The sequence below is a fragment of the Thermosporothrix sp. COM3 genome, from assembly GCF_059696735.1.
Map to the genome: position 1 here is coordinate 3,536,115 of NZ_AP019376.1, position 26,965 is coordinate 3,563,079.

A 26,965-nucleotide genomic window follows, 5' to 3' on the forward strand; every position below is an offset into this window, starting at 1 on the left:
TGACCTGTGTTATAATGCGCTCGACATTCTACCGGTCCCTATCGGCGCACACCGCAACTGGCTTGCTCTATTTCTATTCAGATGAGGTCTATACTGAAGTCATGGGAGAGCTTGTATCATCTCGTTCAAGTGCGACAGAGACAGAAGCAGCCCGCTACTCCTCTACTTCGCACCTCCTCGCGCTTTCCCTCTCCCTTTTTTTGATCGCAGTGGCGCTCGTTCCCCGTGTCCTGCTGGCGACCCGGCTCGATATGGTGACAGATGAGATCGTCTATTTTCGGGCCGGTCGTCTCTATTTTCCACTCGTCACCCACCTGCAATTCTGGTCAACCGCGTGGAGCTACAACTATGAGCACCCACCCCTGGTCAAGCTGCTGATCGGGGCAGCGCTGGCCCTCAACAACACCATCGGACACCCGCTGCCCGACCTGCTGGCGGCGCGGCTCCCGGGGCTACTCAGCGGTACCCTGCTGCTCCCGGCGATCTATCTCCTCGGGCGGCGTCCGTTCGGAGCTCAGGCGGCATTTCTCGCTGCGCTCAGCCTGGCGCTCAGTCCGTGGCTCAGCTATTTTAGCGCTCTGGCATATCTGGATATGCCCATGACCACGCTCATCACGGTGGCCTTCCTGCTGATCTGGCATGCACATGCCCGTCCGGGACTCTATCCGGTCGCAGCCGCCCTTGCCGCGCTTGCTTTCGCCAGCAAATATACCGCGATCCTGGCAGTACCGCCCATGATCCTCTATACCCTCTATCACTTCTGCGTGCTTGAGCGGCGACGACCTCCGCTGAAATATGGCTTGCTTGCGGTTGGCATTGGCGTGCTGGTCTTTCTGCTGGCTGATCCCGCAATCTGGACGAACCCGCCGAAGCGGCTCTATCACAGCTTTCTCTTCGAGCTTCAGCACGCCATCAACGGGCATGATTTCTTTCTGGCAGGACACTATATGACGCATGTCCCACGCTGGACCGTGCTGTACATCCTGCTGGTCAAACTCAGCGTGTTCCTGACCATTCCAGCGGGGCTTTTCCTGCTCTACGGGCTATTTCAGCTTGTTCGCTTCCACCTGCGCCCCACGATGGAGCTGGAGCGAGCCAGCGCGCTTGCTTTCGGCGTCTGCTGGCTTGGCGGCCTGTTACTGACCTTCTGCCTGCTCAACATCGTGGTCGGGACGCACTATCACCTGCCGCTGGCTCCCGCTGTGGCGCTAACTGGCTGTGCCGCTCTCGTTGCCGTACTCAAGGCGGGGCTGGCCCGTATACCGCGCCCTCATCCGGCTTATGTGCTTGTGCCTGCGCTGCTGGCAACCTGTACCTCACACCTGCTTGGTCTGCTTACCGTACCCGCGGCTGAGGGCTACACCAGCGAGCCATTTCAGGGGGAGAACACGACACTTCAGGTCGCCTATCCGGGCTATCGAGACGCCGTGCTCTGGCTGGCGCAGCACACCGACAAACCGGCCCGCGTCGGCCTGGTCGCCCGAGACCAGACGCTTGATAAAAAGATCGATGACCTGAGCTGGTTTGCTTTCAACCGGGATCTCCCCGCCCGCTTTCAACTGGAAGAGGTCACGCCGGACCAGCCTGCGAAGGTCTATCAGCGCTATGATTACCTGATCTGGCCGGCCCACCTGCAACAGCGCAACGCCCCGCTTCCCGCGCCCTGGGCTCACCATATCATCTATGTGTTCACAGGTGGGCAGACGACCTATTGTGTGATCGCAGCACGCCCCTGAAGTCGCGCCCGCTTGACAGTGGCGAGCTTCGTTCATATACTACATGACGACCCTCCGCAGAGGTATATCAACAGGTTTTGCTCCCGCAACAAACGCGTAAGGAAGGTCGTCATCTATTTCATGCGTATTCAAAGGCTGTATCATAAGTATATTGCGCTTAAAAGAACCCCGATCCGTGACACTATCTGGTTATTTATTGTCACGCGCCTTGTCCTCTTTGCTGTGACCTATTTTGCCTATCTGCTGCTGACGACCCCGACCTATCTGGCGAAAATTGTGACGGTCCCTTCTCTGCTTTCTGCCTGGAACCTGGGAGAGTCGACAGACTATATTCGTATTGCCCGGTATGGCTATCAATCGCTGAGTGATTTTGCCTATTTTCCGCTCTATCCGCTGCTCGTGGGAGCAGTGGGCAACCTGACTGACAACTATTTCCTTGTTGGCATGATCCTGAGTAATCTGGCTTTTCTGGCGGCGCTGATTTTCCTCTATCATATTATTGCTTTCTCTATCGAAGAAAAAGTCGCCCATTACACGATTCTCTATTATTGTATCTTTCCGACCTCCTTTTATTTTTTTACGGCCTATAACACGTCTTTCCTGTTGCTCTTTTCGGTCGGGACATTCTGGGCGCTGCAACGGCGCTACTGGTGGCGTGCCGGGCTGTTTGGCATGCTGGCTTCCCTGACCTCACCGTTTGGCCTGTTGTTGCTGCTTCCCTATCTGGCGACGCTGATCGCCGAACGGAGAGCCCTGTTCTCGAGCGTGTTTGCTTTCCTGAATGGCATAACACCTCTTTTGCTGTTTCCCTTTTGTATTCTCTTTATTAACTATTGTGCCTGGTTGGCGACCGGTGACCGTCTCGCCCTGCTGACCGTCGAGTTGCAGTCGGGACGCGAGTTCACCTATCCCTGGGAAGGGATCATACAGACATTCAGCATGCTCTTCGGGCCGCATGCGCTCCCTGCCGGCTCGTCGCTTCAGGTACACCTGATTATCGATCTCTGTATCACCCTGTTCTTTCTGGTCCTGTGGGTTGTGGGGCTGTTTCGGCTTCCATTTCGGTACTCGCTCTGGTCATTCGGTGTCCTCTTTGTGCTGCTCTCGTTTCCGGCACAGGAGAGCCCCGACGTCTTGCAGCCCAATCAGCACATGCTGCTTCTGCTTTTTCCTATGCTGCTCACGCTCGCGTTTCAGGGGAAAAAGCATCCTGGATTCCATCAATCGCTCTTCCTGATTTTTCCTGTTTTTCTGGCACTTTTCAGCATTACCTTTATTCTTCAACCTTGAGTGCACCATAAAATGGGGGGAAGCAGCGGTTTTTGTTTCCAGACACGCATCTTTTTCGTTAGAAGAAGAGGAAATTGCGCGACCTGGCCGTTTTGTTGACGGGCCGGTCGTGTTTGTGGTGGTTTTTGATGAAATTTTCTGCCATACTCAGGACACTCTGGCTTTTTGTCCTGACACGGGTTTTGCTCGTCATCGTAACATACGTTGGCTATATTCTGCTCAACACGCCCAGAGACTCCACGCAAGCAGTCAAGCTTGAAGATATGCTGATGGTCTGGGCGCGCTGGGATGCGCTCAATTTTCTGCGGATCGCGCAACATGGCTATCAGGTCCCGACAGACTTCGCATTCTTTCCCTTCTTTCCGCTGCTGATTGCCTCGATCAGCCAGTATCTTGGCCCGTGGAGCTACTGGCTGGTTGGTTTTGTGCTCAGCAATCTGGCACTGTTCGGGACGCTGCTGCTGCTCTACCAGCTTGCTGCGGACATTGGCGGCGAAAAAGTAGCATGTAAGGCACAACTGCTCTTCTGTATCTTTCCGACCTCGTTCTATTTCTTCACAGCGTACAACGAGACGCTGTTTCTGTTTTTTGCTCTGGGAACGTTGCTGGCGCTCCGGCGTCACCATTGGTGGACAGCAGGACTGCTCGGCTGTCTGGCGGCGTTGACGCGCTCGGTCGGGCTGATGCTGGTCTTCCCCTTTCTGGTGGAGCTCTGGTTACAGAAAGACCGGGTCGCGATCAACAAGCGAACGCTGTTCTTTTGCCTGCTCCCCATGTTGTTGATTCCGCTTGGCACCGCGCTCTATTCGCTTTATTGCTGGTACAGTACCGGAGATCCGATCATTTTCGCTACGGTACAGGAAAACTGGTCGCGGCGCTCCGCATGGCCGTGGGCCGGCATCGCCAGTGCGATCTATGACCTGATCTGGGAACAGCCCTTCGGCTCGTTTTATCAGGCACATATTCTACTCGATCTGGGGGCGACGCTCAGCTTTCTGGCGCTGCTTCTCGCTGGCTGGCGCCGCATTCGCCTGAGCTATAGCATCTATAATCTCATTCTGCTGCTATTCTGTCTGGTGAATCCGAGCCTGACCCACGCCGACCCACTGATTTCAATGCAGCGCCTTGTGCTTGAGGAGGCTCCAGCCTTTATTACGCTCGGTTTTCTCTGTATCGAGCATCCACGCCTTGACAAAGCGTTACAGGTATTCTTTGCAGCCCTGCTCGTGACGCTCAGCATGATATTTTACATGAATTCCTGGATGGTATGATTCTCTAGAGGGAGACGAATGAAACAGACCTTTGTCGATCCGCAGCCCATCAGCGTCCAGCCAGAACGGCCACCAGCCCGGCTGTCGGCGCGGGGTGTGCTGCTCTGTGCCTGCGCCTTTCTGCTCTGTAACCTGCTCTATGTGACGCCGCTCTATCGGCTCACCTATCTCCCCCCCCATAACGAGGTTATGCCACCACCAGGCCCGCTGGCGGCACCTGGGGCCTGGCTTCCCGCGCCTTTTGCCGGGCAACTTGACCCGGTATCGGCAAACGCACTGCTTTTTCTGCTCTTGAACGGTCTGCTCTTCGGCATCTATGGGCTTTGTGCCTGGTGTCTCAGCAAGCAGCCAGAAACGGGGAACTATCGCCTGATCTTGCGCCTGATCCTGGGGACTACGCTGCTTGTCTGCCTGATCTCGATTTTTAGCCCGGCGATGATCTCGCATGATATCTTTGCCTACGCGGGCAATGGTCGCCAGATTGTCACCTATCACGAAAGCCCCTATTTCGCGCTGATGGGCCATCATGCCGACCCGATCAATCGCTACCATGATTGGCGCTACGCCACGTCAGCCTACGGACCCTTCTGGCAGTATATCAGCGCGGCAATTGCCCTGTACGCCGGCCCACATGCTCTGATACATCTGTACAGCTATCGTGTGCTCCTCGCACTGACCCACCTTGTGAATAGCTACCTGATTCTGCGTATTTTGCGCCGTCAGGGCTGCACAGAGCGCACAGTGATGCTTGGAGTACTCCTTTATGCCTGGAACCCGCTCACGCTGCTGGAAAGCGCCCATAGCGCCCACAACGATATCATGATGATCACATTCCTGCTGCTTGGTGCTTTCCTCTGGCAACGGATCGAGCAGCGGCCGCATGAACAACGGGCGCGCCTCTCACTCTACCTGCCCGTGCTCTTCAGCGTGTCGCTGGCGCTGCTCATCAAATATTCGGCAGCTCCCCTGCTGGCGCTGTTCTTTGTGCTGATGGCTCGCCAGCTCTTCGACGCACACCGCACGCAGACGCCCGGGGCACGCTGGCGTCTGGTCCTGCTCAAGCTCCTGGCAGGGGCGGGCTTCTGCCTGCTTCTGGGATTGATCGGCTATGTACCGCTCTGGATCGGGCATAGCATCCCTGAGATTGTGGCGAGCTTCTCAACGCCTCCCTCGGCAGGCTCATTCTATCACTCGATCTCGTACAGCATTGTGCTCCTGGTCAAACAGAACGGCATCCCGGCGACTGGCTGGCTGCATACAGTGCTCCCGCCTCTCGCCGAACATTCGACATGGAGCGTGATAAATGCGCTGGTGCTCGGCCCAACCCTGATCTACACAGCGGTGCGGCTGTGGCGCACGCCCACCCTGCGAAACTGGACGCAGATGAGCCTGTTGTTCCTGTTTGTCCTGTTCTTTGTGGTGCCCTGGTTCTTCCCCTGGTATCTTACCTGGTCGATTGGTATAGCCGCGCTCGCGCTTCCCGTCGCGCATGAACGACTCGGGCGGGCACTGCTGGGGGCGTCAGTGGTCTTCTCGGCCTCGGTCTACTCGATCTATTTCTATCTCTTTCACCCACCCGCCTTTGGTGACTGGCAGGGATGGGATTTCCTCTATCATCTCGTGCCGCCGCTGCTCGCCTTTCTCGCGCTCTATTTCTGGCCTGCGAAAGCGCTGCGCGTCCCGAAGCGAGGAACTCAGCCATACCATGAAACACCATACCTGGATTAAAGACAAGAATCGCGCAAAATCCGAAATCAGCAGTGGTCCGCCATCTATGAGGGAACGTGCGATTTGTGCTACAATACGTTGAAAGAAGGGACTCAACGGAACGGAACAGAGGTGTCTGTATGCACGATCTGGTAGAAGGACAGAAATTCGCGTATTATCGTATCAACCGGTCGCTTGGGAGCGGAGCCGCAGGCAAAAGCTATCTTGCAGAAGACACGCGCATTGCACGGATGGTCCTGCTGAAGCTGCTTCATCCCTGGTACCCGCTCTCAGATCAAGCTCGCCGTCAGTTTTTTCGCGATGCCCAGGCCCTGAGCGTCATCACCCACCCGCTGCTGACGCCGATTCTCGACTATGGAGACCGGGACGGCTATGTCTATATCGCGCGTCCCTACCTTGAGGCTGGCTCGCTGCTCGGGCCATATGGACGTACGCAGTATCGTCCGCCGCTCACGGTTGCCGATGCCGTCCGCCTGACCACGCAACTGGCCCAGACGCTCGATGCCCTGCACACTCAGGGCTACGCGCATGGCTCCCTGACATTCTCCAATATTCTCGTTCTACCAGCCTCTGCCGAAACGCCGCTGATCGTCTCCGATGCATGGTGTGCCATGTTTGTGCGCAAGTACGGCCAGCCTCAGTCCACACCACTCCCGATTATCGCGGCACCCGAGCAATATCGCCTGCACACCCTCCCCGAGAGCGATCAGTATGCCCTTGCGTCCTTGTTTTATTTCTGGCTCTCGGGCCGCCCTCCTTTTTTTGGCATGCCGAAAGAGGTGCTTCAATTCAAGCTCAACATACGCTTTACCGCGCTCTCGCGGCTGAATCCCGCTGTGCCGAGGTCATTTGATGCCGTGATGACACGCGCCCTGCAAGCAGCGCCGGAACGTCGCTACCCTTCCACACGTGAATTCACTGATGCCCTGCTTCATGCTCTGACGCAAACGGAAGAAGCAGAGGAGGAAGACATCATGATGGAGGAAACACTTGTGCATAAGGTAATTGTTCCGCCGCCAACCGGCAACACGCCCAAACGCCCCCTGCTGGAGGATCTACTTGCAGCGATGCGCGAGAAGCCCCAACAGGAGCCACGTATTGAGCCCGATATTGCGGAGCCCATTCCAACGCCGGAACCAACGCCCCCGCAAATTCCTGAACCGACGGTGCCCTATCAGCCCGAGCCGGAGGAGCCGCCCGATGTCAGGCCGCCCCTTCCGCCACAGCCAGACGTTCCCGAGCCGATCCCGGTTCCACCAACCGAGCCGGTTGTCCCTGAGCCGATGCCAGGCCCACCAACCAGACCGACCATTCCCGAACCGCACCCGGTTCCGCCAGCCGCTCCAAATATTCCCGAGCCGAGTCCGGCACCACCAGCAGAGCCGCCAAAGAAGCAGGCCAGTTTGCTGGTTCTCTCGCCCTATCAGGGGTCGCATGAGATCCCGCTGCATGGCGATCTGCTGACTGTGGGGCGGGCCGGGAGCAGCACTATTCTGCTCGAACGCGATAACCTGACTTCGCGCCACCATGCCGTGCTACGCAAAGAGAGCGGTTACTATACGCTCTACGATCAGCAAAGCGCAAAAGGGGTGTTTGTCAACGGGCAACGGCTCCTGCCGGGCCAGGGCTATCGGCTCCAACCTGGCGATCGCATCACCATCGGGCGCTATACCCTGATCTATCAGCAGCGTTAGCGAGCCCAGTCCATCGGCTCAGGCTGCACAAATTCCGATTGAAGCTCGACCGGCGTTCCCTGCTCATAGGACTGCCGAATCGCGCAGAGAATATCGACCACGTGTGCGGCCTGTGTGCCGGTGATCCGCTGCGGGCGCTGTTCCTCTATGGCGCTTGCGATATCCAGCACGCCGCGCGCCCACTCGATACCGCGATAGGGCTCCCTGAGATACGGGAGCGGCTGATAGGCCTCACCAAAACGCGCGTACTCAACCTTCGCATCGAATTCCTGCCACGAATCGATGAAGAGCGAGCCCTTATCCCCATGGAACTCGATGCCCTTCTGCTTGCTGTGCTGCCCCACGTAGAAGCTCGCAGTCAGGCGAGCAACCGCGCCGCTGGCGAACTCAATCGTGGCGGTCACAAAGTCGGGTGTCTCGATATGGAAGGGCTCCCCGGTTTGCGTGACGCGATCTGGATAGAGCACCTTGCCGAAACCGATAACCCGTCGGGCCGGGCCAAAGATCGTCGTCAGGATGGTGAGGGGATAGACGCCCGCGTCAAAGAGCGCTCCAACCTCGTAGAAAGGCCCGGGCGCGGGATGCCAGCTCTCGATACGTCCCCAATTGACCTCGGCATAGGCTACCCGGACCTCGCCAGCCAGACCGTCGCGAATCGCCTTCCAGAGCGTCTGCTGTGCCTCCCCGAGAATCGTCATCGGCGCGCAGCTTAACCGCCGCCCTTTCTCCTCCGCCAGCCTGACCAGCGCCCATGCTTCCTCGGAGCTCAGCGCAAGCGGCTTCTCGCTATAGACATCCTTACCCGCCTCCAGACATTGCCTGATCACGGCGGCATGCGCATGGTGAATGCTCAGGTTGACAACTACATCCACCTCAGGATCTTCAAGCAGCGCTTCCAGCGAGGGATACGCTTTGCCGCCATGCTCCGCAGCATAGGCTTCGGCCCGCGCAAAATCGATATCTGTGGCCCCAAGCAGGCGGATCTGCGGATAGGGAGCAAACGTTCTGGCATAGGCTCCGGCAATATTGCCACATCCAACAATAGCGATATGCAGTGGTTTCTTCTCCATAGCGTCCTGCTTTCTACTCGGCCAGCCAGCCAGAGACCTGCGTTAACATCACACGACAATCTTCTGTGGGGTCATATAACTCGGGTTCATGTTCTATACTGTAGTAGCCGCTGTAGCCGAGACGCCTCAATGTCCTGACACACTGCTCGACATCGACGATCCCCCGTCCAAAGCGGCAAGTCTCGTGCTCACCCGCCTGCAACACATCCTTGAGATGCATGTGAACAATGGTGGGAAACAGCTCTTCAATCGCCCGGACAGCGTCATAGCCCTGCGTCGCGAACCAACCGGTATCCAGGGCAGTGCCAAGCGCGCCCTCGCCATCATCGCCAATCTGCGCCAGTACCTCCTGCGGCGTCTTCTCCGGGTGGTTTTCAATGCCAAGCACCACCCCGTGCTCTTTGAGAATGGCAATCGTCGAGGCGCGGTCGGTCTTCAGCAAGGATGAAGTCCCGCCAAGCACCGTTGTCTCAAGCGCTCGTGCCAGACGGCAGGAGGACGCAAGCTCTTCCCGGGTCGAACCAAAAAAACCGGCCAGACTCGCTACCCGCATCGAATATTTTCGCAAGATCTCACGAGCCAGCCGGATATGCTCCTCAGTTGCCCAGGACCAGTGCAGATGTGCAAGCCAGACATCCATTGTTGTAAAGCCGAGCGCATGAATGTCACTCACGATCTGCTCGAAGCGCTCCGCGAAGGTCTCAAGCGGCTGAAACAGGCGATTTGTGGCCTCGTCGCCTTCTCCCCAGCCTTTGACCATATGATAGCCCACAGCACGCGCTACATAGTTCGCCCCCATAAAGGAAATACGAGGATTCATCATCACTCCTTCCAGACAACAGGTAGTACGCACGAAATGGAACCAGCAAGCAGCGCACTCTGCCACTTGCCGTCTCCTGGCATTAAACCACAAAATGCGGGGTAATGCCAAATAAAGCGAATCGCGCAAAAGCGGCTAGCGATCAACCAACCCACGAGTCAGCATCACAATCGTAACAAACGTGCGATAGAGCTCAAGCAGGTCTTCACCCACGACCTTCACCGTTCGCGCTCCCACACGCTCCACGCCCCGAATCCAGAGGGCCATGTCCGCCATATCCGCGACCAGGAAAGTAATCTCAACCGTGACCGGCAACAGAAAATGAGGCGGCTCCATCTCGCCCAGGCGCTTAACAGCCCGCTCCGCACCCTCTTTGAGCAGCTCACAGGCCACCTCGGGATGCAGGTTGACCGCCGCGAAACGCCCGAGCGAGTGCTTGACGACGATCTTTTCGGCTTTCGGTGCGATCCCTTCCGCCTCCTGAGCCGTCGCGTCATCACCGCTCACAAAAATAATCGGCACCCCATAATGAGCGGCGACAAGCGCATTCAGCCCGGATTCACCCACGATCTCGCCGTTGATGCGCACCTCCCAGATCGCCCCCGGGTTATAGGTGTGCGACAGAATCGCTTTTTCCGCGCCAATCGAGCCATGATAGCTCACCAGACAGACGCCATCGAACGAGCTGTCGAGCCCTTCCATCATATACAGCGGTTTGTGGCGTCCGGTAATCAGCGTGGCTCGCCCCTTGAGATCCTGCGGGTGCAGGTTGCGCATGCTACTATGGGCATCGTTCACCACGAACTCGCGTGCTCCCGCCTGAAGAGCACCCTCAATCACTGCATTGACTTCGGCGGTCAGCAGCTTGCGTCCCTGTTCATATTCCACCTTCCCCTCAAGGATCTGTTCCCAGGCAACAACGCCGCTGGTCCCCTCGAAATCGGTTGAAAGAAAGAGCTTCATAGCCTATCTCCTCATTTTGAAGAATGATACTCGCTGTACACCTTTTTATGGCCTTCATTGTACAACAAGGGAGCATACATATTGAGGGAGAGACGCGCACCGCCAGGAGACATACGTGTGTATCCGCCGTATTGAGTACGCGTCCCTGCAATTGCTACTGAGAAATCAGGCGAGAAAGGTATAGCCGGGGCCGCCCACCGTGTTACAGATATCGAAGCCCGCACGCAGGCCGGTTTGTGGCTCATAGTGCTGCTCAATGGCCTCACGCAGCGCCTCTACGGCCTCATTGCGCACAATATTGATGGTGCATCCGCCGAAGCCTCCACCCATCATACGCGCACCGAGCACACCCGGCACTGAACGCGCGATCTCAACGGCAACATCGAGCTCTTTGCAGCTCACCTCATACTCATCGCGCAGCCCGGCATGGCCCTCCCAGAGAAGCTGACCGACGCCCACATGATCGCCCTTTTCCAGCAGCGCGACAACCTGCAAGACGCGCTCATTCTCGGCAATCACATAACCGGCACGCTTGCGCTGCACCTCGGGCAATTCGTGCTGATACTTCGCAAAGATCTCCGGGGTGACATCACGCAGCGACGAGATCGCGGCACCGGCGGGGTTCTCCGGCTCGTGCTTCAGCATCAATGCCTTGATCGTCTGCCAGGCTTCACGGCACTCACGCGTGCGATCGTTATACCCGGAATTGGTCAGCTCACGGCGCTTATTGGTATCAATGACGACAATGGATAGGTCGGGCGCGTCAAAAGGAATATAGCGATAGTCAAGCGAGCGGCAATCAATCAGCACAGCTTTGCCGGGTTGTCCCAGACAGGACGCCGCCTGATCGAGAATGCCGCCATTAAGGCCAGCCGAACGGCGCTCGGACTCGGCACAGAGATCAGCAAGCTGCATCGGGGTCAGCTTTGCGTGCTCGGTACCAATCGTGAACTTGCCATCGGAGAAGAGCGCGTAGGCCTGCGCACTGGCGACGACGAGCGCGGAGGACGAGCTCATCCCGCCCCCCAGAGGAACATCACCGGTCACGACGGCATCAAAGCCACAGAGCTCGATTCCGGCGCGGATCAATTCGGACGCGACCCCCATCACGTAGCGTACCCACTTGGGCGCGGCATCCCGCTGCTGCGCAAAGTTCTCGGGCAGCCCTTCCAGCGTGAACTGGCCGCTCTCCTGAAACTGCTCGGACCAGAGACGCACGTTCAGATCATTGCGCCGACGACCGGCAAAAGCAACGACACGGCTCACCGCTGCGGGCAGAACCAGCCCCTCGTTATAGTCGGTATGCTCACCGATGATATTGACGCGACCCGACGCCCAGGCAGCGCCGAGCGGGCTAGCATACGCTCCATCGTCCTGAAAAACGGCGGGGAACCGCTGTGCAGCCTCAACAGCAGGCTGTGGTAATGGTTGCTTCACGTGTTTGATACCTCCTTGTTCTGAATCGCCTGACGCAATTCCTGTGCCTTCTGCATTGGAGACGAATCGTTTGACCACATCCCCCAGATTCCTTCAGAAGACGCGGCATATTTCAGTTTCCCGGGAGCGCGCCCGATCGCCTGAATCTCGATATGGAAATGAAAGCGCTCGTCAGCGAGCTGATGCAGCCCGAGTAGATAGGGCATGGGGGCCATTTCCCCATCAGCCAGCGCATTATAGCCCTTGATGACACGCAAGAGCATCTCGGCAAGGTCGTGGAGCTCCTGGTCCTCCATCTGCGCCAGATTGGCAACATGGCGCCGGGGATAGAAATGGGTCTCATAGGGATAGCGCACAAATGGCGGTAAAAAGACCTGCCAGCTCTCGTTTGTAGCAACCTCATAGTCGCTTGCGGTTAGCTCCTGCTGCACCCGGCAGAACGGGCAGCCCCTTCCCGCGGCGGCGTCAATCACAACAGTTTCAAGCTCGCGCTCAAGGGTGGGCGGAATGACCGACACGCCAAAGGCCTGCCCATGCGGATGAAACTGCGTCTGCCCGATGGCGGTGCCGCTATTCTCGAAGATCATGACCGTGGGATAGCGCTGCGCCAGATCAGTATACAGATCGCGCCAGAGCCGCGTGACCGTGTAGACCTCATCAATGGTTAATTGCGTGAACGTGCGCTCATGATCCCGACTATAGATCACCACATACGCTTCACCCACCGGAGGCTGCAACATCGGGAAATCATTCGGATGCAGCCAGGCCTGCGTTTCGGGCCCCACACGCCCCTCGATAATATCAGCGCAGAACGGACATTGGGTCGTCCCTTCGCGGCGATTCATGCGGTGAGGAGCATTTACAAGATACTGTCGCAAGATTGGATTCCAGATTAACGGGGTTTTCTGCTCCATAGTCAATCCTTACAAGCTAATGATGATGATGCCGCAGCGCCGCCTGACTTCCCAGGAGCACACAGCGACCCTGACGAGCGAGAGAGTCCAGCAGCGCCCCTTTATCAATCATCCCGGCTTCTGCCTCCGGGGACAAAACCCACTCGTCCCACGTCGCTTTATCGGTAAAGAGGGCCCAGGCCACGGGCGCAATCTCACGCTTGACGACCCGCATAATTGCCCGGGCATGCTCGAAATCTGGCGCGAGCTCGTCCAGTTGGAGCGTCTCGTCTAGCTGCTCAAACGTTCGGAGCGAACGCACTTCGCCCGCAACCACCTCGCAGACACACCCGAGCGCCAGGCGATCTGCCTCCCACACACCCGCGATCAGCGCGCAATGGGCCGGAAGCGCCTGTAGAAATACGTCGATCTGCTGCTTATTCCAGCCATGCCATGTAGCAGTTTCGCCCTCGCGTTCCAGACGCAACGCAGCGGAAACCAGAGGACGGAGTGCCTCCCAGAGGGCCGAGCCGCCGTCAAGCACAGCGAATTCTTCCGCGAACACTGTCCAATTACTCCTGCAACGACACCTGATGTGTCAGAACTTCCACCGAGAGAGCATCTCTCTTGAGGCACAGTTTACCGCAAAACCTGACAGCATACAAGCATTGTACCGATTCCCGCCCCTCTCTCGGAGCAGAGAAACATGCTGGCACTGTTTGCCTCTGTCACCTATTACACAACAATTTCCTTTCACTCCTCGTTTGTTGTAATAGAACCACCACTGATCATCTATTCACAGAAGAGGGAGCTTTCAGCATATGGCCGAAAAACCGTGGTACGAATCATTCTTCGGCGAGGATTATCTGCGCATCTACGCCCCGTTCCTGCCACCCGAACGTTCACAGATGGAGGCCGAGCAGATTATCAAGCTGCTCCAGTTACCTCCCGGGAGCAAGGTGCTCGACCTGTGCTGTGGCTATGGGCGACACACACTCCCCCTGGCACGGCAGGGATATCGCATGACCGGGCTGGATCTCAATGACTATTTTCTCCAGCAGGCCCGCGCCGCAGCTCGCGAACAGGATCTTCAGGTGCGCTGGCTGCATGGCTCGATGCGCCACATCCCGTTTCACGACGAATTTGACGCCGTGATCAATATCTTTACCTCATTTGGCTATCTGGAGAACGATGAGGCTGATTTAGAGGTCTTACAGCAGGTGCACAAGGCGTTGAAGCCAGGGGGGCTCTTTCTACTGGAAACAGTGCATCAGGCCCGCGTCCTGCGCTCCTTCGCGCCGCATGGCATTATTCGCTATCAGGACGACCTGATTGTGCTGGAAGAGCGGCAGATTGACCTGCTCAAAAGCCGCTACAATGTGCAGATCAGCCTGCTCTTTCCTGATGGGGCGCGGCGGGAGCACCAGCAGTCAATGCGAATCTACACCCCCACCGAGCTTTCAGAAATGCTCTCGTTTGTCGGCCTGCCGATTCAGGCGGCCTATGGAGGGCTGGACGGGCGTCCCTTAAGTATGGATAGCCGTCTGACACTTGTGTGTCGCAAAGCGGCGTCATCATCCATCGACCGATAAGGGGGTTGTCCTCTGGACTCAATTAAACAGAATGCGCTATAATTGCAATGCCACCATAGTAAGAATGACCAGAAGCACTGGTGGCAAAGGTATGCCCTTATCCATTGAATAATATGCAAGGAAGGTACCAAGCCGTGCCGTGGTGTAGATTCTTCATACCTAAAATTGCGTCATCCAATATCAAGCCAGATGATCCTGACTTAAATGAACATATCATGTACGCAAAGTGCATCAAGGGACACGTTCTCAAAGATGCCAACGACTGGATTCTGTGCGAGAACCTGCCCGCACCCGATGCAAAGTGCTGGCAGGAGGGAGGAGATACGATCTTTACACTGTCCCGGCGCAAGCGCAGCGAAGGGGCGTCACAACAGACAGCACAAAATAATGGGAAGCCATCGACGCTGCAAAAGAGCAACGTCTAGGCGCTGACTCATTCCCGAGCAGTACACAACATACATGCAATCTTCGTCATCGCTTCCCTTCCGGCCTGCGCCCGAGCACAGTGCAGACGTACAGAAACAGGTATTGGAGTGGTACGCTGCCGAACACCGAGATCTCCCCTGGCGTTCGACCAGCGATCCATATGCTATTCTTGTGTCTGAAATCATGCTACAACAGACACAGGTTGATCGCGTATTGCCAAAATATCACCAGTTTTTAGAGGCATTTCCGACACTGGCCGATCTGGCAGCCGCGCCAACCGCAGAAGTGATTAAAGTCTGGGTGCCGCTTGGCTATAACTCGCGTGCAGTGCGTCTACAGGCCATTGCCCGTCAGGTGATAGCAGAACATAACGGGCAGATTCCCGCGACCATTGATGAGCTGCTCACCCTGAAAGGGATCGGACGCTATACCGCCGGCGCCATCGCCTGCTTTGCCTATCGCCAGCAGGTCGCCACGGTTGATACCAACATTCGCCGCGTCCTGCATCGTTTGTTTATCGGCGTCGAGCATGATGAAACACGCCTGAATGACGCGCAGATGCTTGCGCTTGCAGAAGAGGTACTGCCAGCAGGAGAAGCGTATAACTGGAATCAGGCGCTGATGGATCTGGGAGCGACCATCTGTACCAGTAATAACCCGCAATGCCAGCAGTGCCCCCTGACGTCATGTTGTAAAGCTTATGAGGAAATGAGCCAGTACAGTTTGTTCCCGTCGGGGACGGTACTGCGCCAGATTCGCAAAGTGGCAGAGAAGAAGCCGACCTATCAGAGCAAGCCGTTTACCAGTACGAACCGCTACTTCAGGGGGCGCATTATCGACTTGCTCCGCTCTGTCCCGACCGGTCAGCGCGTCTCGCTTCCAGAACTTGGACCGAAGATCAAGCCAGACTATAGCGAAGCGGACTTCCCCTGGCTTCAGCGGCTTATCAATGGGCTTTCCCGTGATGGCCTGCTGGACGCGACAGAGGAAGGGGTATGTTTACCCTGAGCCCATTATTTTGATGCATGCACTCAATCTTAGCAATCTCGCAGATATATTTGGAGGAACGAGCAGTTGCGACTAACCAGCTTGAATGATATACAGCGACATCACCGCCACATCTTCCTGTCGCCACACTATGATGATGTGGTCTTCTCCTGTGGCGGCACTCTCGGTGTTCAGGTCAGTAGCGGCCTTCGTCCGCTGGTCATCACCGTTTTTGCAGGCGCACCCGATGCCAGCCAGCCCTTGAGCCCGCTGGCCCAGTCCGTGCAGCGCAGCATGGGATTTGGCCCCCAGACGCCCCCGCAGGAGATTCAGAAAATCCGGCAGGAAGAGGACACAAAGGCAATGGAATTGCTTCAGTGCGACCATCTCTGGCTGGATTATTATGATGCGCCCTATCGTGGCAACCCGCCTCTGTATACCGAGGAAAAAGTCATGATCGGGGGAGAGGTTCATCAGGCAGATGCAGCCATCGCCAGCCAGCTCGCAAAAGATCTGATGGCCCTGCACGAGCGCCTTCCAGACGCCGTCTGGTATGCCCCGCTTGCCATCGGTCGTCACGTCGATCATCAGATTGTCTGTTCGGCGGCGGACCATCTGGCACAAAACGGCGTTCCGGTCTATTTCTACGAGGACTTCCCCTATGTGACGCGGCCAGGTCTGCTTGACGCACGCCTGAAAGAGCTTTCACTGCCGCTTGAACCAACCCTGGTAGAGATGTCGGAGATGCTGGAACTGCGCAAGGAAGCCAGCGCGACCTATGCTACCCAGATCAACAACAATTTTGCCAGCAAAGAAGAGATGCTGGACAAGATTCAGCACTATACGCACAGCATTCGCCCGGTCGAGACGATCCATCTTGAGCGTTACTGGACCTGGACGTATCGCCGCTAGCGCAAGGCAGGCATGTAAACTCTTTCTTCGTTGTGAGACAGGCGCAGTTCTTCGCCTGTCTTCCCATTCTTTCGCTAATGACTCGAAAATAGAGTAGATAAAAAGTTTGTTGTAATCGCTGTTTAAAGGCCCTGAAAAAGTACAATTTCATATCGGGATAAAGTAGGAGTGTGGATTGATGAAGGGAATGGAAGGTACAACGCTAGGGCGTTATGAGCTGCACCGCTGTATCGCTCAGGGCAGCCTCTCACAGGTCTATCTGGGATATGATCGACGCGTCAAACGACGTGTTGCGGTAAAAGTCCTCTATGCAAGCAATAAATCCTATGTGCGCCGTGTCGAGCATGAAGCTCGCACAATTGGCACCCTCTCCCATAACCATATTCTCCCTCTCTATGACTTTGGCGCACAACATCCCTGGTATTATCTGGTTATGCCCTTTGTTGAGGGTGGCACCCTGCGCGATTATCTGTATAAACGGGAACGCCTGACCCTGGAAGAGGCGGGGAGCTATCTCCATCAGATTGCCTCGGCACTCCAGCATGCGCATGATAACGGCATCGTGCACCACGACGTCAAGCCCTCGAATATCCTCTTACGGCCCGATGGCTATGCGTATCTGGCAGATTTTGGCCTGGCCCGTGCCCGGCGCGATACCTCCTCGGCGGGCAGCCAGATCGTCGGCACCCCGGAATATATGGCCCCCGAGCAGACAAATGGGCAGAATGACCACCGTAGCGATATCTACTCGCTTGGGATCATCCTGTATCAGATGCTCACCGGAAGCCTTCCCTTCACGGCGGAGTTACCCGTCATCCTTTCCCTTAAGCATATTCAAACACAACCGACCTCGCCGCGCCAGCTCAACGACGAGATTACTCCTACGATTGAGGCAGTCATACTACGCGCCCTGGCGAAATCGCCCGACGAGCGCTATCAGCATGCCCGTCAATTTTCACAGGCGTACTGGCAGGCATTACAGCAGCGGCATCTGGGCGCGGAGGAGATCGAAACGATCAAGATCAGCACAGCCAGCGTACAGAAAGCCGAGGGAGCAGTTGCCACCACGACTCCGCCCCCTGATTTTCTCTATACCTCGGATATGAAAGCGCCCACACCGCTCTTTCCGTTGGGAGAGCATGCACCATCGGTCCCCTCGCTCTCCTCGCATCCCTGGCCGCACCGCAAACGCCCCTGGTTCCTTGTCCTCACTTTTGGGCTGGTCATTCTGAGTATTGCGCTGCCTCTGCTGCTTCTGTTGACCTTGCAGCGGCCCCCGGCGAAAGCCCCTTCAGCCCATGAAGCGTTGCAGTATGCCACAGCCACGGCTCGCGCCCAGAAGCAGGATCTCCTGGCGAAACAGGCGCGTGTCGAGGCAACAGCGGGCCTCACATCGCGTATCGGAGCCGGACCGCTGCTCTATTCCAATGATCTCCTCACGACCGATCCGGCATGGCTGAATGATGGCCGTCAATGCTTCTTCGATCAGGATGGCTACCATGTCGCAACCGCAGCCCATAGTATCGCGTGGTGCTATTCAAGCAGGCAGACATTCTCGAACGTTGTCATCACAGCACAGGCCCGGCTGATCAGTGGCGATTTTTACGGACTGATCTTTCGACTCCAACCAAACAGCAAGGCCTTCTACGCGGTCGAACTCAGCAACGAGGGCGAGTTCCGGCTGATTCGAGCGCAGGGCAGCAATATTGCCAACTGGCTCACCTTGATCGATTGGAAGCACGCCAGCGCAATTGAGCACGACAACGATAAACTGAACACCTTTCTGATTATCGCGCAGGGCTCTCACCTGACCCTGTACGTCAATCAACAACTGCTGTTCTCGGCCTTCACCGATGAAACCTATCAGGGAGGCTTTGTCGGCTTTCTGGTCGGGCAGGAGAGCGGGAGCGGAGCCGAGGCAGTCTTTCGGAATCTCTGGATCTTCCAGAAGTAGCCATTTTCAGGGAAATGGTTTATCATGGAAGCACAAAAAATTGCTACGCGAAAAGAGGTTCCGATGCAACGGCATTGTATCTACCTCGCTCTGGGATCAAATCTGGGCGACCGTCACAATAATCTCACAATTGCCTTACAGCAACTGAGCAGGATCATGGATATTACCGCCCTCTCGTCGCTGTATGAAACAACACCGGTCGGGTACCTGGACCAACCCGACTTTCTCAATATGGTCTGCTCCGGTACAACAGAGCTGACGCCAGAAGAACTGCTTCATCAGGCCAAAACGATTGAAAAGGAACTGGGCCGACAACCGACCTTCCGCAATGGGCCGAGGCCGCTTGACATCGACATTCTACTGTATGATGACCTGCGGCTTCAGCAGGAACATCTGAGCATTCCGCACCCACGCATGCGGGAGCGAGGCTTTGTGCTTGTTCCCCTGGCCGAGATTGCGCCCGAGCAGATCGACCCCGAAACAGGGAAGACCATCCGAGAGCTTTTGCACGACCTGACAGCAGGCGGCAAGCCCGAGGGCGTGCGCATCTATCCCAAACGGATTGAATTGAAAACAGTAAAAGCAGGCTACAAGCCCCAAAACCCTTAACATTACTTGCCTTGCATGCTATAATGCTGCTATACAGTACAATGTGGATCAAGTAGCATTGGCCTCCCGGTCGTCTCTGGACGAGAAGATGTTTTTCTCATCAATCCTCCTGATCGGGATAGATCTATAGTCCACAGAGGTCTCGATAGAACCATTCAGTGGGTTCATCCGTAGTACAGATACATTATTAGAAATATGGGAGCGCTTGTGAAGGGAGTTCTACTGGATCCAGCACAAATAGCAAAAGCGGCTGTCGATATTGCATACGACAAAAAGGCAGCGGATATCCTGTTACTGGATATTCGTGAGGTTGCAATGTATGCTGACTACTTTGTCATCTGTAGCGGCAGCAATCCTCGACAAATCCTAACTATTGCAGAATCAATTGATGAAGAGTTGAGCAAGCAAGGAGTCTCGCTGCTCCATCGTGAAGGAACAGCGGATACTGGTTGGATTCTGCTTGACTTTGGTGATGTCATTGTCCATGTGCTTGCACCAAAGGAAAGAGAGTACTACCAGCTCGAACGGCTCTGGAGCGAAGCGAAAACGGTTGTGTATCTGCAATAGAATACAGAAGAAAAGGTGACAATGATGACATTCTTTCGCAACCGCATGTTTCTTGAAGGTATCGCCCTCGGCGGTATCTGTGGCATTGTTATAGGTTCTGTCATCGCTTTTACGCTTGGTGAAAGCGGGATAGAGGCTATTCGCCGAATTATCAATGAGCGCATCCCTGGCAGAACACAGGTACCTTTCAAATATCTCTCCCAGTAATTGTACTTCGGTTCAGGCCAATGCATAGAACGACGAGTCCTCCATTGGAGAAACTCGATCGTTCTTTTTTTCTGCCTGCTTCTCCGCTACCATAAAGTCCTTCTCCATCGTGCAGATTCTTGTCCTTCTTTTGATTCCATGTTATACTCACCATCGTTCTACATTTCTATATGCTTATGTGAAACATTCAAATCTTTTAGAAGGTAGGTGGTATTGTGAGGTATGTTCTTCTTCTTTGCTTCTTTTTCTCCTCACTGTTTTTCTTGCTTCCTTCTCATCGGCTGACAACAATGGCCGATTGTACGCCTGCTTCACCGCCAACAGACAGTATTGATCCAGCGCCAGTGCAGGGTCTACTTCTCATCAATGAGATCATTCCGCTTTCCGGTGAGCCGGCTTCCGAGCAAGCCTGTATCCCCCAACTGGCAAGCCTGCAAATCGAGCTCTATAGCAGAGCGAATAGCCCTATCAATCTGGGAGGACTTCGTTTTCAGCTTGCAGAAAACCCGGCAGCGCTCAGCGAGACCTTTCTTCAGCAAACAACTGTGACAGGAGGCGCATTCTACCTCTACGCAATCAGTTTTGATCAGGCGATTCCATTTTCACCACAGCAGGAATTCACCCTGCAACTCCTGATAGGCGACACACTCTATGATAGTGTGAAGGTGCCGGGATTGGCCGCCGGAAGCGCCTATGCCCGTATTCCTGATGGGGAAAAGAACTGGGTATCCACCTTACAACCAACGCCCGGTCAGTCCAACCCCACCCAGGAGACACCTCCCACAGCGACAGTCACCCGAACGCCAACGGTGACCCCGATCGCCACCCAGCGCCCTCAAAAGCCCACCGAGAAGCAGGGGGGCGGTGGTTCCAGCCCTACCAGAACACCGGGACAACACAAGGAAACCCCGCCAAAGACAGTCGTGAATGGAGTCCAGCCCGACTGGAATAGCTTACAGGAGCCGGATTCTACGCCGCCGCCTGTAGCGGTCCCTCCATCGCTGCCGCCCTTGCTTCCACAAGCGATCGTTGAGAACTCGCCACCAATTCCCCGGCAGGCGCTTGTGACCGCGTGTAGCGTTGCGCTGGCGCTCAGTCTCTTCTGGGTATGGTTTCTGCTGAAACGGACCCGCCAGAAGAGAACAACCCCATAGAGAGCAGTTCCGGGGTACGCAAAATTTCATTCGGATGGTCTATCGAATGGGAAGCGTACCTCGGGCCGCCAGGAAATCAAAGTATGGTAATATCAAGGGTATAGAGTATGCCTCGTAAAGCGTCCCCGACAATTTCTGACAGAGAAGGCAGAAAGAGCAGGGTCATGAGCATCATCGAAAAAACGGCTGTAACAACAGATAGACGCCTTTCAACAGCGCAAAAGGGCAGCGTTGTACAGGAATTACGTGGCCTGCTTGGCGCACGAAACGTTCTCTCTACCCCGTATGATCTTACCCTGTACGAATACGACGCCTCGATAGAGCGCGGTAAGCCCGATATTGTTGTGTTGCCTTCTTCGACAGAGGAGGTTGCAGCAATTGTCAGACTTGCCGCGCGCTATCAGATTCCGGTTGTGCCCCGAGGGGCTGGAACAGGCCTGAGTGGAGGTGCAGTCCCGATTCAAGGGGGGATCGTCATCTCTTTCGCCCGGATGAACCGCATACTTGAGATTGATATTCCTAATCTGCGTGCGGTTGTTCAGCCCGGGCTGGTCAATCTCCATCTCAGTAATGCCCTTCTGCCTCAGGGCTTCTATTACGTCCCTGATCCAAGTAGCCAGCGTTCCTGTACGCTTGGTGGCAACGTCGGCGAGAATGCCGGAGGCCCTCATACACTTCTCTATGGCGTAACCACAAACCATGTCACAGGGCTCGAAATCGTCACAGCAGAGGGCGAGGTAATCGAGGTCGGCGGCACGACCTGCGATACCCCGGGTTATGATCTCACAGGGCTCCTGATTGGCTCTGAAGGCACGCTCTGTATCGTGACCAAAATCATCGTACGCATCGTACCGGTGCCCGAAAGCGTCAAGACCATGATCGCAGTCTTTAACACGATGGACGACGCATCTAATACCGTGTCAGAGATCATTGCAAGCGGTGTCATTCCCGCAGCGCTCGAAATGATGGATCACATGATCTTGCAAGCGGTCGAAGCTGATACCCACGCTGGCTACCCGATGGATGCCGCCGCCGTTCTGCTGATCGAGGCCGAGGGGCTTAAGGAGAGCGTAACAGAGCAAGTCGAACAGATCGTCGCGATCAGCAAAAAACATCATGCACGCCTGATTCGTATCGCAGCTAACGAAACAGAGCGTCAGCTTCTCTGGGCGGGGCGGAAGAACGCCTTCGGCGCGGTTGGACGGATCAGCCCGGAGTTTTATGTACAGGATGGCGTCGTTCCACGTACGAAGCTGCCCTATGTGTTGCGTCGTATTCAAGAGATCTGTGACCGGTATGATCTCAAGGTCGGCAATGTGTTCCACGCAGGCGACGGAAACTTACACCCGCTGATCCTCTTTGACTCCCAGAAGCCGGGAGAAGTAGAGCGCGTCCGTCAGGCAGGTCACGAGATCCTCGCAGTCTGCGCCGAGGTTGGAGGCTCGATCACGGGAGAACATGGCGTAGGACTTGAAAAGCAGGCCGAAATGGCGCTGATCTTCAGTGATGTTGATCTCCACGTCATGCAACAGGTGCGCGCTGCCTGGAACCCGAACGAGTTATTCAATCCGGGAAAGCTCTTTCCTCTTCCCGGGCGCTGTGCCGATATTCGTCATCTCTCATCTTGTGATAGCAAACAAACAAGCAGGAAAGGGTAGAGCGAATATATGGATGATCTCGCGTCAAACCTGGCCCTGGAAACAGAAGTACAGACAGACAAAGCGGTATTACAGGCCTGCGCAGTCGATGGCGTCGAGCCACGCATGGTGGTAACACCGGCCTCTGTTCAGGAAGCAGCTCATGTAGTTGCGGAAGTGCGACGGAACGGCCTTCAGCTTCTCCCGAGAGGTGGGGGCACCCGGCTCCATCTGGGCGGAGTGCCGCAACATATTGACATTGTGCTGAATACCACCCGTCTTTCTCGGCTCCTGGAACATGAAGCACCCGACCTGACCTGCCGTGTTGAAGCGGGCATAACGCTCGCCGAGCTTCAGCGGCAACTGGCCCAAAAGGGGCAGCAACTGGCCCTTGATCCGCCCGATGAAGAGCAGACGACCATAGGTGGCTTGCTTGCATCCAATGCCAGTGGTCCCAGGCGCCTGCGTTATGGGACGGCGCGCGATCTGGCCATCGGGCTCCGCACTATTCAACCAAACGGGGAGATCAGCCAGAGCGGTGGACGTGTCGTTAAAAATGTCGCCGGCTATGATCTCAACAAGCTCTACATCGGCTCTTTTGGCACATTGGGTGTCATCGTCGAGGCAAATTTCAAGCTGCATCCCCTGCCACCAGCCGAGCGCACCCTTTTGCTGGCTTACTCGGAGGTGAAAGAGGCGATGCAAACGGTTTCCGCGTTACTTCGCTCCCCGCTTGGTCCCACCGCTATTGAATTGCTCGATAGAGGAGCCATGAACAGGCTGTTGAGGCGGGCCGGTTTTCAACTCCCTGCGCAAGGCTACGCGCTGGCAGTACACTATGAGGGAAACATCCGGGTAATCAACCGCCAGATACATGACACATACTTGCTTGCACGACAATACAATGCTTTAATAGGAGATGAACTGGAAGAGAAGGAACAGCTTGCTTTCTGGAAAAGCATTCGGCAGCTTTTGTCAGAGAAGTTCACCTGTGCGGTTTCGCTGCCCATCGCGGATGTTGCCCGGTATTTCCAGCTCATAGAAGCGGTCAGTCAGCGTCACAACCTTGAAACGGCCACAATCGCGCATGCCGGGAATGGGATTCTCTTCATTGAGATAGAGGGGATAGCTGAACCGATGTCCGATAACGATCAGCAGCGCCTGGCAGAAGCGGTAGAAGCACTACGTCTTTCTGCTCGCGAGCTCAGGGGACACCTGATCGTGGAACGTTGCCCGACCAGCTTCAAACACAGGGTCGATGTCTGGGGCGCGACGAACAAAGATTTTGCGCTTATGCAACGCCTCAAACAGCAGCTTGACCCGGACGGAACATTTGTTAAAGGTAGGTTTTTGGGAGGACTGTGAGTATCAATAATCTCTGTATTGTAACGGCACATCCTGAATTTCTTCAGCCAGCGATAGAAGAACTACGCGCCCTCGATCCAGAAGTAGAGAGCATCGACGAGCTGGCCGCAGGCATCACCCTATGCATGGCAGCAGATGCCTCAGCACTGATGCAGCGAGCAGCCAGCGCACATCTTGTCTTTACACGCCATCTCGCTCCGGTTCAGGAAGCAGTTTCGCTGAACTATAGCGAGAAAGATATGGGGAAAATAGCGCTAGCCATCGCCGAGCTACCCGCTTTCAGGTTGCTTGAAAGAGGCATCCATTTCGCTGTTCAGACGCGTTTTGCCCGTATTGATAAGGAGAGAGGGCCACGTCCCTACAGCGGCGGCCAGCTTAATCAGGCACTTGCAGAGGCTTTTGCAGAAGAGACAGGAGCGATCGAGGATATCAAAAAGCCTGAGGTAATTGTTTCTATTCTCTGCACTATGACGACGGCCTATATCGGCATCTCCAAAGCGGAGGAGAATCTAAGCGCCTGGCCAGGTGGAGCGCGTCACTATGCCCAGACGCCTGACCAGATCAGCCGCGCTGAATTCAAGCTCCTTGAAGCACTCGAATATTTCGGGATCTCGCTTCCCGCAAGAGGAAAGGCGCTCGATCTCGGGGCAGCTCCGGGCGGCTGGACCCATATTTTGCTCGATGCAGGTCTGAGCGTTGTAGCTGTAGATCCGGCAAATCTCGATCCGAGAGTCAATCGGCCTGGCTTAACCCACTATCGGGGATATGCCGAACGCTATCTGGAAGAGGCCATACAGAGACGCTCGCGTTTCGACCTTATTGTCAATGATATGCGGATGGACGCTCGCGAGGCCGCGAGGCTCTTAAACAAAGCGGCTGGCTGTCTGCGCCCGGACGGCTTTATTATCAGCGTTCTCAAGTTGCCACATCGAACAGACACTATCGATCCGCAGGCAACCCTGAACGAGGCACTCAAAACGCTGCGCCGTCGTTACGCGCTTGTACAAGTACATCAGCTCTTCCATAACCGGCAGGAAGTGACAGCAGTAGCGGCGCAACCGATAAAACACGCATAGAGGAGGCCACTATGTCCCTGGAGTCCACCGAAAAACATGCTACACCGCTTCGCATCATTCCACCGCAGGAAGGACCTTTGCGAAGAAATACTGATACGTATGAGCTCCTTCGCCAATGTATCCACTGTGGCTTCTGTCTGCCTACCTGCCCGACATATGCCGTTCTGGGAGTGGAAATGGACTCGCCACGGGGACGCATTTACCAGATGCAAGCAGTCGCGGACGGGCGCCTTGACCTCTCAAGCGAGTTCATCGAACATATGAATTGTTGTGTCGGGTGCCGCGCCTGTGAGACAGCCTGCCCGTCTGGTGTTCAATATGGCAAGCTAATTGAGGCAGCTCGCGAGCAGATTCAGCTTGATGCACAACAGAAGCCAGAGCCCACAATCCCGGAAGAGCGAAATACAGTCATCGCGAATCGCCTGCTACGTCGCTTCTTCTTTGACGTGATGCTTCCCTCTCGTCTGGTCACATCACTTGTTTTCGGGGGCCTAAAAGTCTATCAGCGAACCGGGCTACAGGATCTCGTCCGACGCACCGGAATGCTGGACCTCGCCAACGGACTCCCAACGCCATTTCAGGGCAAGCTCAAGCTTCCTGAAGAGCTCATGGATAATGTCAGTGGCGATATTTTGCCCGCGCCACTACCCGAAATCACGCCTGCCATCGGGACACGCCGCTACCGGGTAGGCTTTATCAGCGGCTGCATCATGGATCAGGTATTTCGTGATATCAATGATGCAAGCATTCGCGTGCTTACCGCCAATGGGTGCGAGGTAATTACTCCACCACAACAGGGCTGCTGTGGAGCCCTTCATATCCACGCAGGCGAGAGTGAGCGCGGTCGCGCGCTTGCCCGCCACAACATCGACGTATTTGAGCAATACAACTGTGATGCGATCATTATTAACTCAGCAGGTTGTGGCTCAACGTTGAAAGAGTATGGCTACCTGTTACGCAATGACCCACAGTACGCCGAACGCGCCGAGGCATTTAGCAAGAAGGTTAAAGATATTAGCGAATTCCTCACCGAGATCGATCTGAATCCCGAAATGCAGCCTCTCATGGCCACCGTGACCTATCACGACGCTTGTCACCTAGCTCATGGGCAGAAAATCAAGCGACAGCCGCGGCAGCTCTTACAGTCAATTCCCGGCCTTACGCTGGTTGATCTGAAAGAGTCTGATTGGTGTTGCGGGAGTGCTGGTATCTACAACCTGACGAATCAAGAGATGGGTCAGGAACTGCTACAGCGCAAAATGGACAATGTCGCGCAAACACAAGCGGAGATTGTCGCGACAGGCAATCCGGGCTGCATTATGCAGATCGCAATGGGAGTCAGACAGCGCGGCCTGCCTATGACAGTAGTACATCCCGTCCAATTGCTGGATGAAGCATACCGGCTCGCGGGAGTCTATGCCGAGGTGCCAGCACTCGAAGAGAAAGAGACAATGAGCACGAAGAAGCGTACAGCGCTGTTGCTTGGGGCGGGACTTGGCGTTCTTGCAGGCATTCTCTTCCTGCGTCGTCGCAAGAAGAATAACAAGCACAAATAATGACAGGAAAAGAAAGCGCTT

Annotated in this window: 24 protein-coding genes; 18 read left to right on the top strand and 6 right to left on the bottom strand. The window is 55.7% G+C overall.

Annotated features, from left to right (window positions below):
• Positions 1-14 precede the first annotated feature (14 nt).
• The 5 genes from KTH_RS15040 (at position 15) to KTH_RS15060 (ending at position 7,719) form a co-directional block, all read left to right on the top strand.
• A complete protein-coding gene (locus tag KTH_RS15040) occupies positions 15-1,736 on the top strand; it encodes a glycosyltransferase family 39 protein (protein WP_497619729.1) in 1,722 nt (573 codons plus the stop codon).
• Positions 1,737-1,856: 120 nt separating this feature from the next.
• Positions 1,857-3,026: a putative hexosyltransferase gene (locus tag KTH_RS15045; protein WP_497619731.1), complete on the top strand. Its 1,170-nt coding sequence runs from the start codon at positions 1,857-1,859 to the stop codon at positions 3,024-3,026.
• Between the two features lie 128 nt (positions 3,027-3,154).
• The gene (locus KTH_RS15050) at positions 3,155-4,297 is read left to right on the top strand and encodes a mannosyltransferase family protein (protein ID WP_497619733.1); all 1,143 of its coding nucleotides are present in this window, start codon (positions 3,155-3,157) and stop codon (positions 4,295-4,297) included.
• 18 nt (positions 4,298-4,315) lie between these two features.
• Positions 4,316-6,025 carry an MptA/MptB family glycosyltransferase gene (locus KTH_RS15055; RefSeq protein ID WP_497619735.1) on the top strand — a complete coding sequence of 570 codons (1,710 nt, stop codon included), beginning with the start codon at positions 4,316-4,318 and terminating at the stop codon, positions 6,023-6,025.
• A 119-nt stretch (positions 6,026-6,144) separates the two neighbouring features.
• Positions 6,145-7,719, top strand: coding sequence for an FHA domain-containing protein (locus KTH_RS15060; protein WP_497619736.1), 1,575 nt, complete (start codon positions 6,145-6,147; stop codon positions 7,717-7,719).
• On the opposite strand, the gene KTH_RS15065 is transcribed toward KTH_RS15060, so the two are convergent.
• The 6 genes from KTH_RS15065 to KTH_RS15090 form a co-directional block, all read right to left on the bottom strand.
• On the bottom strand, positions 7,716-8,789 hold the full coding sequence (locus KTH_RS15065) for a Gfo/Idh/MocA family protein (RefSeq protein WP_497619738.1): 1,074 nt from the start codon (positions 8,787-8,789) through the stop codon (positions 7,716-7,718). The genes KTH_RS15060 and KTH_RS15065 overlap by 4 nt on opposite strands.
• 13 nt (positions 8,790-8,802) lie before the next feature.
• Positions 8,803-9,612: a sugar phosphate isomerase/epimerase family protein gene (locus KTH_RS15070; RefSeq protein ID WP_111324766.1), complete on the bottom strand. Its 810-nt coding sequence runs from the start codon at positions 9,610-9,612 to the stop codon at positions 8,803-8,805.
• 132 nt (positions 9,613-9,744) lie between these two features.
• A complete protein-coding gene (locus tag KTH_RS15075) occupies positions 9,745-10,572 on the bottom strand; it encodes a M55 family metallopeptidase (protein ID WP_497619739.1) in 828 nt (275 codons plus the stop codon).
• 165 nt (positions 10,573-10,737) lie between these two features.
• On the bottom strand, positions 10,738-12,009 hold the full coding sequence (gene galK, locus KTH_RS15080; RefSeq protein WP_170142819.1) for a galactokinase: 1,272 nt from the start codon (positions 12,007-12,009) through the stop codon (positions 10,738-10,740).
• Positions 12,006-12,923, bottom strand: coding sequence for a galactose-1-phosphate uridylyltransferase (gene galT, locus KTH_RS15085; RefSeq protein ID WP_111324763.1), 918 nt, complete (start codon positions 12,921-12,923; stop codon positions 12,006-12,008). Before galT ends, galK begins: the two co-directional genes overlap by 4 nt.
• Before the next feature lie 16 nt (positions 12,924-12,939).
• Positions 12,940-13,467: a hypothetical protein gene (locus KTH_RS15090; RefSeq protein ID WP_111324762.1), complete on the bottom strand. Its 528-nt coding sequence runs from the start codon at positions 13,465-13,467 to the stop codon at positions 12,940-12,942.
• Positions 13,468-13,723: 256 nt separating this feature from the next.
• Between KTH_RS15090 and KTH_RS15095 the strand changes: the two genes are divergently transcribed.
• The 13 genes from KTH_RS15095 (at position 13,724) to KTH_RS15155 (ending at position 26,944) form a co-directional block, all read left to right on the top strand.
• Positions 13,724-14,494 carry a class I SAM-dependent methyltransferase gene (locus tag KTH_RS15095; RefSeq protein WP_111324761.1) on the top strand — a complete coding sequence of 257 codons (771 nt, stop codon included), beginning with the start codon at positions 13,724-13,726 and terminating at the stop codon, positions 14,492-14,494.
• 215 nt (positions 14,495-14,709) lie between these two features.
• Positions 14,710-14,919 carry a hypothetical protein gene (locus KTH_RS15100; protein ID WP_137686076.1) on the top strand — a complete coding sequence of 70 codons (210 nt, stop codon included), beginning with the start codon at positions 14,710-14,712 and terminating at the stop codon, positions 14,917-14,919.
• Positions 14,920-14,953: 34 nt separating this feature from the next.
• Positions 14,954-15,928 carry an A/G-specific adenine glycosylase gene (locus KTH_RS15105; protein WP_111324759.1) on the top strand — a complete coding sequence of 325 codons (975 nt, stop codon included), beginning with the start codon at positions 14,954-14,956 and terminating at the stop codon, positions 15,926-15,928.
• Between the two features lie 66 nt (positions 15,929-15,994).
• Positions 15,995-16,819, top strand: coding sequence for a PIG-L deacetylase family protein (locus KTH_RS15110; protein ID WP_170142818.1), 825 nt, complete (start codon positions 15,995-15,997; stop codon positions 16,817-16,819).
• A gap of 178 nt (positions 16,820-16,997) precedes the next feature.
• Positions 16,998-18,773, top strand: a complete 1,776-nt coding sequence (locus tag KTH_RS15115; protein ID WP_111324757.1) for a serine/threonine protein kinase — start codon at positions 16,998-17,000, stop codon at positions 18,771-18,773.
• A gap of 24 nt (positions 18,774-18,797) precedes the next feature.
• A complete protein-coding gene (folK, locus tag KTH_RS15120; RefSeq protein WP_211326306.1) occupies positions 18,798-19,382 on the top strand; it encodes a 2-amino-4-hydroxy-6-hydroxymethyldihydropteridine diphosphokinase in 585 nt (194 codons plus the stop codon).
• Between the two features lie 195 nt (positions 19,383-19,577).
• Entirely contained in the window at positions 19,578-19,949 is a 372-nt protein-coding gene (gene rsfS / locus KTH_RS15125) for a ribosome silencing factor (RefSeq protein WP_111324756.1), read from the top strand.
• Positions 19,950-19,970: 21 nt separating this feature from the next.
• The gene (locus KTH_RS15130) at positions 19,971-20,156 is read left to right on the top strand and encodes a hypothetical protein (protein ID WP_111324755.1); all 186 of its coding nucleotides are present in this window, start codon (positions 19,971-19,973) and stop codon (positions 20,154-20,156) included.
• Positions 20,157-20,446: 290 nt separating this feature from the next.
• Positions 20,447-21,310 (top strand): hypothetical protein, encoded by an 864-nt coding sequence (locus tag KTH_RS15135; protein ID WP_497619745.1) that lies wholly within the window; start codon positions 20,447-20,449, stop codon positions 21,308-21,310.
• Between the two features lie 164 nt (positions 21,311-21,474).
• A complete protein-coding gene (locus tag KTH_RS15140) occupies positions 21,475-22,968 on the top strand; it encodes an FAD-binding oxidoreductase (RefSeq protein WP_497619747.1) in 1,494 nt (497 codons plus the stop codon).
• Positions 22,969-22,977: 9 nt separating this feature from the next.
• On the top strand, positions 22,978-24,312 hold the full coding sequence (locus KTH_RS15145) for an FAD-binding oxidoreductase (RefSeq protein ID WP_497619749.1): 1,335 nt from the start codon (positions 22,978-22,980) through the stop codon (positions 24,310-24,312).
• The gene (locus KTH_RS15150) at positions 24,309-25,388 is read left to right on the top strand and encodes an SAM-dependent methyltransferase (protein ID WP_111324751.1); all 1,080 of its coding nucleotides are present in this window, start codon (positions 24,309-24,311) and stop codon (positions 25,386-25,388) included. The genes KTH_RS15145 and KTH_RS15150 overlap by 4 nt, the downstream gene beginning before the upstream one ends.
• Before the next feature lie 11 nt (positions 25,389-25,399).
• A complete protein-coding gene (locus KTH_RS15155; protein WP_111324750.1) occupies positions 25,400-26,944 on the top strand; it encodes a (Fe-S)-binding protein in 1,545 nt (514 codons plus the stop codon).
• Positions 26,945-26,965 lie beyond the last annotated feature (21 nt).